At 60.7% G+C, this 12,809-nt stretch carries 11 protein-coding genes; 5 read left to right on the forward strand and 6 right to left on the reverse strand.

From position 1 onward, the window contains the following. The first annotated feature begins 306 nt into the window (after positions 1-306). The 3 genes from AC07UI_RS12595 to nahK all read left to right on the forward strand — a co-directional run bounded on the left by AC07UI_RS12595 (position 307) and on the right by nahK (position 5,678). Complete coding sequence (locus tag AC07UI_RS12595) at positions 307-1,491, forward strand: porin (RefSeq protein WP_494992795.1); 1,185 nt, start codon at positions 307-309, stop codon at positions 1,489-1,491. Between the two features lie 460 nt (positions 1,492-1,951). Then, complete coding sequence (nosP, locus tag AC07UI_RS12600) at positions 1,952-3,115, forward strand: nitric oxide-sensing protein NosP (protein ID WP_494992796.1); 1,164 nt, start codon at positions 1,952-1,954, stop codon at positions 3,113-3,115. Then, positions 3,045-5,678 (forward strand): hybrid sensor histidine kinase/response regulator NahK/ErcS', encoded by a 2,634-nt coding sequence (gene nahK / locus AC07UI_RS12605; protein ID WP_494992797.1) that lies wholly within the window; start codon positions 3,045-3,047, stop codon positions 5,676-5,678. Before nosP ends, nahK begins: the two co-directional genes overlap by 71 nt. 170 nt (positions 5,679-5,848) lie before the next feature. Here the strand turns inward: nahK and AC07UI_RS12610 are convergent, their stop codons facing one another. From AC07UI_RS12610 to AC07UI_RS12635, 6 genes are all read right to left on the reverse strand, one after another. Further along, positions 5,849-6,514, reverse strand: coding sequence for a response regulator (locus AC07UI_RS12610; RefSeq protein WP_494992798.1), 666 nt, complete (start codon positions 6,512-6,514; stop codon positions 5,849-5,851). Between the two features lie 56 nt (positions 6,515-6,570). Then, positions 6,571-7,128, reverse strand: a complete 558-nt coding sequence (locus AC07UI_RS12615) for a PQQ-dependent catabolism-associated CXXCW motif protein (protein WP_494992799.1) — start codon at positions 7,126-7,128, stop codon at positions 6,571-6,573. Between the two features lie 252 nt (positions 7,129-7,380). Then, a complete protein-coding gene (locus AC07UI_RS12620; protein WP_494992800.1) occupies positions 7,381-8,172 on the reverse strand; it encodes an ABC transporter permease in 792 nt (263 codons plus the stop codon). Then, positions 8,169-8,912 carry an ABC transporter ATP-binding protein gene (locus AC07UI_RS12625; protein WP_494992801.1) on the reverse strand — a complete coding sequence of 248 codons (744 nt, stop codon included), beginning with the start codon at positions 8,910-8,912 and terminating at the stop codon, positions 8,169-8,171. Before AC07UI_RS12625 ends, AC07UI_RS12620 begins: the two co-directional genes overlap by 4 nt. After that, entirely contained in the window at positions 8,909-9,868 is a 960-nt protein-coding gene (locus AC07UI_RS12630; protein WP_494992802.1) for a YVTN family beta-propeller repeat protein, read from the reverse strand. The genes AC07UI_RS12625 and AC07UI_RS12630 overlap by 4 nt, the downstream gene beginning before the upstream one ends. A 31-nt stretch (positions 9,869-9,899) precedes the next feature. Beyond that, positions 9,900-11,084, reverse strand: coding sequence for an ABC transporter substrate-binding protein (locus AC07UI_RS12635; protein ID WP_494992803.1), 1,185 nt, complete (start codon positions 11,082-11,084; stop codon positions 9,900-9,902). A 378-nt stretch (positions 11,085-11,462) separates the two neighbouring features. Here AC07UI_RS12635 and pedF point away from each other — a divergent pair, with 378 nt between their 5' ends. Both pedF and AC07UI_RS12645 read left to right on the forward strand, forming a co-directional pair. After that, complete coding sequence (pedF, locus tag AC07UI_RS12640) at positions 11,463-11,924, forward strand: cytochrome c-550 PedF (protein ID WP_494992804.1); 462 nt, start codon at positions 11,463-11,465, stop codon at positions 11,922-11,924. A gap of 3 nt (positions 11,925-11,927) precedes the next feature. Then, positions 11,928-12,803: a substrate-binding periplasmic protein gene (locus AC07UI_RS12645; RefSeq protein ID WP_494992805.1), complete on the forward strand. Its 876-nt coding sequence runs from the start codon at positions 11,928-11,930 to the stop codon at positions 12,801-12,803. Positions 12,804-12,809: the final 6 nt, after the last annotated feature.

Genomic DNA, 12,809 nt, shown 5'->3' on the forward strand with positions numbered 1-12,809 from the left:
TGAAATCAGGCAGCGCGGTGTTTCAGGTTAACCGTGGACATAGGGTTTACGACTGCTGCGCAGCCGAACGCAGGCTTCGCCAGCTGCTACGGGGAGCGGCGACGGGTTAGTCGGTCATCCCATTGGCAAGCCCGTGCAAGTCTTAAGTCTCGCCCCTCTTGGCAACCCGGTCTTACACCGAATTTGCCGGGCCGCTCCCGCCCAATCCAAAGCACCTGCCTATTGCCGCCAAGGCAGCATATAAGCCGGCGCACCGCCTTTTGATAATCGCGTCCGACATTTCGTCCCCCGTTTGCGGAGCGCGCCATGCACAACAATAAGAAATTCCAGCACTGCTTCTTGCCTGCCTTGATTGTCAGCTTTTCGACCCTGGGCGTCAGTTCGATGGCCGAAGCCGAAATCATGCTATACGACAAGGATCAGACCACGTTCTCCACCGATGGCTACATCAACGCCTTTTACGTCAACAGCAAAGTCGACCGCGCCGGCGATCAATTCGATCGGCGCCAGGCGCGAGTGAAGATGGGCTTCTTGCCCAACTACCTGGGCTTCAACATGGGCAAGCAAGTCGACGACTTGAAGCTCGGTGCGCGGGCGTCGTTCTGGGTAACCATCAACGACAGTCAAACCAACGGCACCGACACCGCCATCGATGTACGCCAGTTCTACGGCACCGTCGCCAACCCCGAGTGGGGTGAAGTGCTGATCGGTAAAGACTTCGGCCTGTTCGCTCGCTCCAACATCCTGCTCGACGAAATGCTTGCCGGTTACGGCCAGGTCAGTGACAGCCTGGGGCTGGTGGATGGCGGCGGGGTGTCGTTCGGCAACATTGGCACCGGTTACCCGTACCCGTTTCCCACCTCGCAAATTACCTACCGCACACCGCTCATGGACGGCTTGCGGGTTGCGGTAGGGATCATGGATCCGGTGGACACCAACGACAGCAGCGCACTGGGCAAGGCCCATCAGGAAAACCCACGGACTGAGAGCGAGATCACCTACCAGTTCGATGTCGCCGGGGCGAAGATCTACAGCTGGGTCAACGGCAGTTACCAGACCTCGGACAACACCGACTCCACGGTCAAGTCGGTGACCTCCAAAGGCGTCGGTTACGGTGTGCAGGCGAAGATGGGCGGTTTGTCCCTGACCGGCTCGGGCTTCCAGGCCAAGGGTATCAACCCGTTCTTCACCAACAACGCCGGCAAAGCGACGTTGCGCGAAGTCGATAGCGACGGCTATCTGCTACAGGGCTCCTACAAGCTCGGTAAAAACCGCCTCGCGCTGTCCTATGGCAAGACCAACGACGATGGCAACGGTGTGGTCGGCAGTGGTGCGGACTACGACACTCGGGGGATAGCGCTGTTCCATGACGTCAATGACAACCTCAAGCTGGTGGCCGAGTACAACCAATTCAAAATCAACGGGCACGACACCGTTGCCCAAAATGAACACACCGATACCTTCGCCGTGGGAGCGGTGTTGACCTGGTAACCCGACCGGATCTGCCCGCGCTGCGCGCATCGCGGCGTGGTGCCGATAAGGAATCTCTGACTCCGTACATCCCCCCGTAGCAGCTGCCGAGCCCGCGAGGCTGCGTTCGGTTGCGCAGCAGCCGTAAATCCTGATTCCACGGTTTGTCTGAAAGACCGCAGTGCCTGATTTTACGGCTGCTGCGCAACCGAACGCAGCCTCGCGGGCTCGGCAGCTGCTACGTGAACCGAACGCAGCCTCGCGGGCTCGGCAGCTGCTACGTGAGCCGGGCGCGGCCTTCGACAGCAGCCCCTACAGTTGGTCTCAGGTTTGCGGCCCCGTGGCGAGGGTGCTCATGTTTGCTGTCAGCCACCCGCACTTCATCCCATGGAACCGCCTACCCGCTACCCAAGTAGCATACGGGCCGCGTCGCTGGCTTCGTACACTCATGGCTCAGACAGCGCACCTGCGGGAGGCGAATATGCAACAGGGCCAGGCCGATGGCGTCGTCAGTGCAATGTCCCAGGCCACCGATGCGCAGGAGGCCGCCCAGGATCTGGCGCGGCAACTGCTGCATCCGCATTTGGGTTTCGTACTGTTCTTTTGTTCCGCCGAGTACGACTTGCAGGCCCTGGGCCCGGCCTTGCAACAGAGCTTTGGCGGAATCCGCCTGGTGGGTTGTACCAGCGCCGGAGAAATCACTCCCAATGGCTATGGCCGGGGCTGCATCACCGCGGTGGGTTTCGATCACCGGCATTTTTCCATCGCCATCGAGCTGATCGATCAGATGGAGCATTTGAGCCTGATCGATGCCCAGCAAATGGTCGAACGTCTGGTGGGCGACTGTCGCAGCAATACCCTGGCGCCGATCAAGGGCAACAGTTTCGCGCTGACCTTGCTCGATGGCCTGTCCAGCCGCGAGGAAATGGTCCTTGCGGCGCTGAGCGCAGCCCTCGGCGACATCCCGCATTTCGGCGGCTCGGCCGGCGATGACAACTACCTGACCCATACCCATGTGTATTTTGGCGGCGAGTTCCACAGCGGTGCTGCGGTGGTGGTGCTGGTCAATACCTGGCTGGACTTCGAGGTCTTCACCACCCATCACATCCTGCCGCGCGAAGAGAAACTGGTGGTCACCCGTGCCGACAGCGCCTCGCGCCGGGTCTACGAGCTCAATGCCGAGCCTGCCGCCGAGGAATACGCCCGACATATCGGCGTGCCGGTGGCCGAGCTCGATCACCGGGTGTTCGCCGCCCATCCACTGGCGGTGCGCATCAATGAGCAGTACTACGTCAGGGCCATTCAGCAGGTGCACCCGGACCTGAGCCTGAGTTTCTATTGCGCAGTGGAAAACGGCATCGTGCTCACCGCCATGACCCCCGGGCCGCTATTGCCGAACTTGCAGACGCTGTTCGAAGGCCTTGAGGCGCGTCTTGGCACGCTGCTGCTGACGATCGGTTGTGACTGTTTCCTCAGGCGTCTTGAGCTCGAAGACAACGGCAGCCTTGAGCAAATCGGCGCCTTCCTGCGCGAGCAGCGGGTGATGGGCTTCAACACCTACGGAGAACAGTTCAATGGCATGCACATCAACCAGACCTTCACCGGCGTTGCCATTGCTCGAAACCGGCCCCCCGTCAGCCGCTGATCTCTACGAGCAGATCGCCCGGTTGCAGCATGAAAACCGCAAGCTGCAACGGATCAACGGCGCGCTGATCGAACGGATCGAATCCGGGGGGACCCGTGGCAACGATCCGTATTCGGCGTTTCAGCATTCGGTGGTGTTGGCCGAACAGGTACGCGAGCGCACCGATGCGCTGAATCAGGCGATGGCTGAACTCAAGGCCGGCAATCATCTGCTCAGCGAAGCCCGGCTGCGGGCGGAAACCGCTCACCGGCACCTGATCGATGCGATCGAAAGCATCTCCGACGCCTTCGTGTTGTTCGATGAAAATCAGCGCATTGTGCTGTTCAACAGCCGCTTCAAGGCGTTCTGGGCCAATAGCCGGATACGGATCATTGCCGGGATGCGGCTGGCCGAGGTCAAGCGGTTGATGACCGGCACCGGCCTGTTCAACGAAGAGCCGCGAGGGCATGCCGATGAACATTTGCTCTACCGGTTGCATAACGGTCGCTGGTTGCAGGTCAGTGAACGGCCGACTCAGGAAGGCGGGCGGGTGATCCTCTTCACCGATATCACCGAAGTCAAACTCAGCGAAACCGTGCGCCGTGAGCAGGCTGTCGCGCAAAAATCCCACTTGCTGCAGCGCGCCGTCGACAACCTGTCTCAGGGCGTGGCGATGGTTAACGCCGAGGGCGTGCTGGAGTTATGGAATCGTCGATTCCTCGAGTTGAGCGGCCTGGCGCCGGTGGCGGCCCATCGGTTGTTTACCGAAGTGATTGGCGACAGCGAGTTAAGCCTGCTGACCCCCGCCAGCCGCGATGCCAACGGGCGGATCGTCCATGAGTGCGAACAGCGGCTCTACGATGGGCGAGTGCTGGAAATCCGCACTCATCCGTTGCCGACCGGCGGTTTCGTCAACACATTCACCGACATCACCGAGCGTTACCAGCACGCTGAAGCCCTCAGCGAGAGCGAACGCTGGATTCGCCTGATCACTGACCATGTGCCAGCGCTGATCGCTTACCTGAATGCCGATCTGGTCTACGAATTCACCAACAAGGTCTATGAACAATGGTACTGCTGGCCACGCGGCGTGATGCTCGGCCAGAGCCTGCGCGAGGTCCACAGCGAAGAGCATTACCAGCGTCTGGAATCCTATGTGGCGCGGGCGCTGGCCGGGGAGAGTGTGACGTTCGAGTTCCCCGAAACCAACATCAACAATCAGGAGCGCTACATGCTGCGCTCCTACGTGCCGAACCGCTTGGCCACTGGCGAGGTGGTGGGAATTTTTGTGTTGATCCGCGACATCACCGAGCGCCGACGCACCGCCGAGGCGCTGCATCAGGCTTATCAGAACCTTGAAGTGCGGGTTCGCGAGCGCACCGCCGAGCTGACCACCCTCAATGGTCAATTGCTGCGCGAGATCGATGAGCGCAGTCGCGTCGAATCGCGATTGCGTGAGGCAAAGCTGGAGGCGGAACAGGCCAACCTGTCGAAAACCAAATTTCTCGCCGCGGTCAGCCACGACCTGTTGCAACCGCTTAACGCCGCGCGGCTGTTCACCAGCGCGCTGCTCGAACGCCGCGAACCGGTGGCCAACGCCGCTCTGGTGCGCAACGTCAGCAACTCATTGGAGGACGTGGAGAATCTACTGGGTACATTGGTGGATATCTCCAAGCTCGATGCCGGGGTGATCAAGGCCGATATCGCACCGTTTGCCCTCAGCGAGTTGCTGGAAAACCTGGCGGCCGAGTACGCCCAGGTGGCCCGCAGCGAAGGCCTGCAACTGCACTTCGTGGCCAGTTCGGCGCTGGTGCGCAGCGACATTCAGTTGCTTGCACGGATTTTGCGCAACCTGTTGAGCAACGCCATTCGTTACACCGTCCGTGGCCGCGTGGTGCTGGGCTGTCGTCGGCATCGTCAGCGGCTGTCGATTGAGGTCTGGGACAGCGGGATGGGCATCGAGGACAATAGGCTGGAAGAGATTTTTCAGGAGTTCAAACGCGGCGATGTGCAGCGGCCGAATCAGGATCGTGGTTTAGGGTTGGGTCTGGCGATCGTCGAAAAAATCGCCGGCATTCTCGGGCACCGGATCACCGTGCGCTCCTGGCCGGGCAAGGGTTCGATGTTTGCCGTCGAGGTGCCACTGACCCACAGTGCACCGAAGGTTGCGCCGCAGTTGCCCATCAGCGAGCCGATGCTGGAGCGCTTGCACGGGGCGCGGATCTGGGTGCTGGACAATGACGCGGCGATTTGCGCAGGAATGCGCACGCTGCTGGAAAGTTGGGGTTGCCACGTGGTGACGGCACTCTCGGAAGAAGACCTGGCGCGCCAGGTGGATAACTACCACGCCGAGGCTGAACTGCTGATCGCCGACTACCACCTGGACCATGGCAAAAACGGCGTCGATGCCGTGGCGCTGATCAATGCCCGGCGTGCATCACCTTTGCCGGCCCTGATGATCACCGCCAACTACAGCAATGAACTGAAGCTGCAAATGCGCGAGCTGGGCCATACCTTGATGCACAAACCGGTACGGCCGATGAAGCTGAAGATGGCGATCAGTCATTTGTTGGGGCGGCCGTGAGACGCGCCGCGTAACTTGTGGCGGGGCATTGCCCTGCCCCTGTAGGAGCGCAGCTTGCTCGCGATGGACTCAAGGGCGCTGTGTTTATTCAGAAAACACGCGTTTTCGTTAACGTCCATCGCGAGCAAGCTGCGCTCCTACAGGGTTATCACAGACCTTTGAGTGAAATGTCAGCGCCGCAAATACGCCGCAAAATCAATATCGCCGGCGCTGAGAATCGCCTGCACCCGGTTGTGCACGTTGAGTTTGCGCAGGATCGCCGAGACGTGGGCCTTTACCGTGGTTTCGGCAATTTCCAGGGAATAGGCGATCTGTTTGTTCGATTCGCCCTTGGTCATCCGTTCCAGCACCAACAGCTGCTTGCGGGTCAGGGCCTGAAGCAGTTCCGGCGGGAAATTCGGCGTGTCATTCATGCTGCGCCGTGTCCCGGTTTTTTGCGTGCGAATGATGTCTGAGGGCAGGTAAACGTTGCCGTTCAGAATCTGCTGGATAGCCTCGGTCATTTGTGAGCGGGGGGAGGATTTGGTGATGAAACCCACCGCACCGTAGGTAATGGCTTGCAGCACGACCTGCTTGTCCTGCTCGGCGGAGACAATCACCACCGGAATGGTCGGTGCCTCGTTGCGCAGATTGATCAGGCCGTTGAGACCGTGCATGCCCGGCATGTTCAGATCAAGCAGGATCAGGTCCAGATCGTCATGCTGCTGCGTCAGCTCCAGGGCGCTGTCCAGGTCGGCGGTTTCCATGACCTCGCTGCCAGGGAAACCGTCGCTGATGACGTTATGAATGGCTTCGCGAAACAGTGGGTGATCGTCGGCAATCAGAATTTTGTACATGGCCTTTCACCTCGTTATTTTGATTATGGTGTGGCGGGGGCACGCAGCCTGGCGGGTCAGGGAAAAGGCTCGGGTCGGGACGGTTCCACTGGCAGGTTCGCCGCTTCCCAGGCATCCAGCCCGTCACGGTACCAATACACCTCTTTATAGCCCAACGCGGTGGCGCGTTTTACCGCGTTCCAGCTCAGCCAGCAATCGGCGCGGCAGTAGAACACCAATGGTTGATCCTCGCGCCCGGCCGTAGCCTTTTGCAAGTTGCGCGCGAAGTAGTCCTGCACTTGCTGGCTCAGTTCACCATCACCGGTGTTGGCCAGCCAGTGGCTGCCGGGGAGGTTGGCATGGGACTGGTCTTCGATGAAACGCCCCTCAAGCCATTGCCGACGATAGACGTCGATCAGTACCGGCCTGGGTATTTGCGTCAACAGGGTTTTCAGGCTCTCGGTGTCAATGATTCTGGCGCCGTCCACATGATTCGGCGTGGGGCTGCGGTAGAGGCTGGTGCGATAGCCTTCAGGGGAAAACAGCGGTGTTTCGGCCTGCGCGACACCCAGCAACAGGCTCAGCGACAAGGCTGCAAGGGGCGGGCAGAGCAGATAACGTGGGGCACGCAGCATAGGGTTTGGTCCTTCTTTTTATAGACCCATTACATGCCAGTGCTGGTGCTTTGTGAATGCGACGATAGACAGGGAAACCAGTACTAAAGTAGTAATTTTTGCGTTCGGGAGGGCGACACCAAACCTCTGTAGGAGCAGCCGGTCGACGCTCGATTACTCGCGATGATGGACGTTAACGATAACGCGTGTTATCTGAATAAACGCGCCGCCCTTGAGTCCATCGCGAGCAAGCTCGCTCCTACAGGTTTTGGATCAGCCAGCCCGTCGTACCGCCGCATGCTGCGGATTGAAGGTCAGCACCGCCAGCAGTGAAAACAGCAGCGTCAACCCCAGACAAACCACCAAAGCCATCAGGTTAAAGCGCTGGTACAAGGCAAAACGCACCAATTCCACCGCATGGGTGAACGGGTTGAGGGCGCAGAGCCAATACAGCCACTCACTGGCTTCGCGCATTTTCCACAGCGGGTACAGCGCCGAGGACAGGAAAAACAGCGGGAAGATCACGAAATTCATCACCCCGGCGAAGTTCTCCAGTTGGCGGATGGCATTGGACAGCAACAACCCCAGCGCACTGAGCATCAACGCCACCAGCAGCAACGCCGGCAGCGCGGCAACCAACCCGAAAACTGGTGGTTGCACGCCGTAGACCCAGGCGATGGCGAGAAAGGCATAGACCTGCAGCAGTGAGATCAATGAGGTCGCCAGCAATTTGCTGCTCAACAGAAAGGCCCGGGGCAGGGGGCTGGTCAGCAACACCCGCATGCTGCCCATTTCCCGGTCATAGACCATCGACAGTGAACCCTGCATGCCGTTGAACAGCAGGATCATGCAGGCCAGACCGGGGATGATGTAGACCTCGTACGGAATGTAGGTGTCATAGGGCTCGATGATGGCGATGCCCAGCGCCGCCCGGAAACCCGCGGCGAACACCAGCAGCCACAGCAGAGGGCGCACCAGCGCACTGAGAAAACGCGTGCGCTGCAAGATAAAACGCAGCCATTCACGCAGCACGATACCGCTGAAACACTGCCAATAAGCGTTCATCGAACTGCGACTCCCGAAGCCGTTGAAGTGGTCAGGCGCTGGAACGCCGACGTCAGGTCACCGCCGTGTTCGAGACTCAGGGCATCGGCCTGGCCGCTGGCCACGAGGCGCCCTTGATGCAGAATCAGCAGGTCATCACGGGCTTGCACTTCGTCCAGCAGATGGGTGGTCCAGAGCACGCTGATACCGTGGTCGCGGCACAGGCTGCGAATGTGTTGGTTAAGTGCCAGGCGGCTGGCCGGATCGAGACCGACGCTGGCTTCATCGAGCAACAACAGGCGCGGCTCATGCAGCAGTGCCCGGGCAATTTCCACTCGACGACGGTGGCCGCCATTGAGTTCGCGGACGCGTTCACGGCGCCGCTCGGTCAGTGCCTGGCGCGCCAGTTCGGCCTCGACCCGCGCCTGGGCCTGGCGACGGGACAAGCCATGCAACGCTGCGTGATAACGCAGGTTCTGTTCGACGCTGAGGTCCAGGTCCAGCGTGCTCTGTTGAAACACCACACCCAGTTGGCGCAAGGCCGGACGCGGGGTGCTGCGCAGGGAGTGACCGCCAACCCGGATGTCACCGCGCTGCACATCATACAATCGCGTCAGCAGGGCGATCAGGGTCGATTTTCCAGCGCCGTTTGGCCCCAACAATGCGGCGAAACGCCCAGGCAGCAGGCTGAACGTCACGTGGCGCAATGCCTCACGGGGGCCGTAGGCGAAGCTCAGGTCAGTCACTTCCAGGGCGTTCATGGGGTCACCACCACGCCCCATGGATAACGGCCGACCTTGACCGACTTGATGACCTTGAGGCTGTTTACATCGATCACTGACACATCGCCGCTGACGCCATTGGTGGCCAGCAACTGACTCTGATCCGGGGTAAACGCCATCTGCCAGACCCGACGGCCCACCAGCAGGTAGTCGAGAATCTCGAAGGTTTTGGCATCGACCACCGCGACATGGTTGGCAGGGCCCAAGGCAACGAAAGCGTATTTACCGTCAGCGCTGAGTTTGACGCCAACCGGCTGGACCTTGTCCGGGTGCACGCCTTTGATCTGGAACTTCAAGGTCTTGAGAATTTTCCGGGTCGCCACGTCGAGAATCGTCACGGTTCCGCCAATCTCGGCCGAGGCCCAGAGCCGCGAGCCATCCTGACTGAACTCGACGAAGCGCGGTCGCTGATCCACCAGGGTGCTGTCGGCCAGGGTCTGAGTGCTGGTGTCGATCCAGTGCAACATGTTGGTGGTTTCACTGGTGTTCACCGCCCATTTGCCGTCGGGGCTGACCGCCATGCCTTCCGGCTCGACGCCGACATTGACCTGGGCAAGCACCTTGGAGGTTTCAGTGTCGATCACCGTGACCAGCGCATCGTCCTCGTTGGATACGTACAGCCAACGGTTATTGGGATGCAGGGCGAATTGCTCCGGGTCTTTGCCGGAGGGCAGTTCCTTGATGATTTTGCGGGTGGCGACGTCCATCACCTGGACCCGGTCCGAGTCGCTGGCGCAGATGTACAGTAGCTTGCTGTCATGGGACAGCAACAGACCGCGTGGACGCTGACCGACCGACAGGGTGTCGGTGACTTGCAGGGTCTGCATGTCGATCAGGCTCAGGCTGTTGTCCTTTTCGTTGGAAACCCAGGCGGTACTCGCCAGCACGGGCGCGGTGGCGAGCAGTAAGGCGGATGCAAGCAGGGTGCGGCGCATGGCAGGTTCCTTGTTGTTGTCGTTGTAGGAGTCAGGGAAAGCGGCAGGTCACTTCGGGCTTGTCGTAGCCCAGGCTGTCCATTTCGTTGAAGGGGTGCAGGAAGCCGTCTTGCGGCGAGGTGCTGACCAATGCCCGGGGCTGAACGATCGGTATCGGTTGCCGTAACTGGCCATTCCACGGGCGATAGCTGAGCTTGCGGCCCTTGAAACCATCCAGTGGCAACTGATCACTGAGCTCCAGTTGGCGAATCGCCTGGGTATCGGTTTGGCGCAATTTGCTCACGGCGCTGGCGACGCTGCGCACGGCAATCCAGGCGGCGAAATCACGGTCGTTCATCCAGCGTCCGGCCATGGCCTCGAAGCGTTTTTGCAACTGCGCGGCACCGTAGGTTTCCACGGTTTTGTGCCACCCCGTCGGGGTCAGGCCCTGGGTGCCGGCGACCGGCCGCGGGTACCAGGTCTGGTAGGGCAGGTACTCGCCAAAGTCGCCGCGCTCATCGGCCACCAGCACTACGTCGTATTCAGCCGTCTGGGTGAACAGCGGCATGTTGGCCTGGGCACTGCGGCGTTGGTCATTGTCGAAGGACCAGGGTTTCTCTGCGACGATCTGCAACCCGAAGCGTTTCGCCGCGCGCCGAAGTGCGGCGGCATAGGCCTGGTCATCCGGGGTCGGGCCGACAATCAGCAGCAGGCGCTGCCATTTGCGCACCACCAGAAATTGCGCCAGTGCATCGGCGAGCATCGCCCGGCTCGGCAGGCTATGCAGCACATTCGCCAGGCAGTCGGTGCTGCGCAGGTTGTCGTCGGCACTGCCGGCATTGAACAGCAGGCTGTCGGGCAGGGCGGCGCTGAGCTGGCGCAGGCTGTCGGCCGGCGCATTCACCACGAACAACCGCAGGCCTTGGTCGTGCTGGACCTTCGCTGCGTCGAGCAAGGCTTCGGGACTGTCGACGCTGGCGCTGACCAGGCTGTAGCTGTGATTGAGAAAACGCCCGGTGCTGTTGCTGTCGGTTATCGCCAGCTCGGCACCGCGCAGCCCGGCGTCGGTGGGTTCGGGAATGATGTTCGACAGCAGCGGGCCGGGATCGGGCCGATAGCCCAGGTAGCCGATGCGGACCTGCAACCCGGCGTCCTGCGCCTGGCTTTGGGTCGCCAGCAACGCGGCGCTGGCAATCGCCAGCAGGTAGAACAAGGCGTAACCGACAAGCTGGCGCATAGGGCACTCCACTACAGGTAGCGCCAGCATAGGAAGTGACGGGGTACGGGGAAATATGCAGAAAGTACCAATGGGCCAGTACCAAGGTCGTAACTCAAGGCATGCGCAGGGCGCTAGGCATGTCGGCACTCTGGCGCACAACCTGACGGTGTAGTCCGGAACTCCACGCCCCTACACAATCGAGTCGTGTCCAAGATGTGATCGTTCCCGCGCTCCTGCGCGGGAACGATCACATGCTTCAGGCCCTCGCCGCAAGCCCTACTACCAAGGGAGTAGAGGGCGACAACCAAAGCAGCATACGGCTCACCGAAGCCAGTTCTTAAGATGGCGGCATAGCCTCTGCAGAGAGGTTTTGCGTGCAATCTTGAGGGCATAACAATGACAACAATACGCAACGCCATGCTTGCCGCCGGGCTGCTGGCCGGTTTGATCAGCGCGGGTTCGGCAATGGCCCACGGCAACGTCGTGCCGCAAGCCGTGGAAACCAAAGGCCTGACACCGATCAAGGACGTCGGGGTACAGGTTGATGGTGATGGCTGGGCTGCGGTGAACCCCTATCGCACCTCCCCGGAACACGACAAGGCGCTGGAAATCGGCTCCTCGGCCTATAACCAGAATTGCGCCGCTTGCCATGGCCTGGAAGCCAAGTCCGGGGGTATTGCACCGGACCTTCGCAAGCTCGATGTCGGCGACGCCGGGGATGAGTGGTTCGTCGAGCGCGTGCGTCATGGCGCGGTCCGCGATGGTCGTGTCTACATGCCGAAAATGGCCGACTACTTGAGTCAGGAAGCCTTGTGGGCAGTACGCACCTACCTGGACAGCGTGCACGTCGAGGAGTAACCCATGCGCCTGCTCACTGTGTTTTTCACCGTTGTGCTGCTGTGCTGCCAGACGGTGCAGGCGCAGGTGCGCAATTTCGACCAGATGATCGCCGCGGGCGAGCTGAAGGTTGCGGTCTACAAGGATTTCGCACCCTACAGCTTTGAAGACGGCGGCCAGCCGCGGGGCGTCGATGTGGAGCTTGCGCAGGCGTTGGCCAAAGCCCTCGGGGTGCGCCTGGAGTTGGTTTGGGCACCGGCAGGCGAGAAGCTCGACGATGACCTGCGCGACTATATCTGGCGCGGTAATCAGCTGCGCAACCAGCAGTTGGCTGACTTGATGATGCGCGTGCCTTACGACCGCGATTACGCACAAAAACGCAATGAATTCGGCGAGCTGGAAAACGGCCATGTGGTGATGTTCGGCCCTTACCAGAACGAATCCTGGCAAGTCGCGTATGACCGCCGCCGACTCGACTCGGTGGGCAGCGTCGCGGTGTTTGAACACCACCCCATCGGCGTCGAAGTGGACAGTGTGCCGTCGTTCTACCTGACCTCGGTGTTCAACGGCATGCTCAGCGCCAGGACCCACCATTACCCCGGCGTGCCGCAAGCCTTTGCCGCAATGAAGGCCGCAGAGGTGGATGCGGTGATGGCAATGCGCGGCGAGATCGACTGGCAGGTGCATCTGGCAAAGGACCCGCAATTGGCGCTGGCGCAAAACGCCTACCCGAACATGGGTAAACAGCTCTGGGAGATTGGCATGGCGGTGCATGAAAGCAATCGCCAACTGGCCTATGCCGTGGAAGAAGCGCTGGAAGGGCTGATCCGCGACGGTACGCTCAAGGCGATCTATGCCGGGTACGGGCTGCGCTATGAAGTACCGCAGATGTATCAATAGGAGCGG

The organism is Pseudomonas sp. GW821-FHT04C07 (assembly GCF_059420325.1).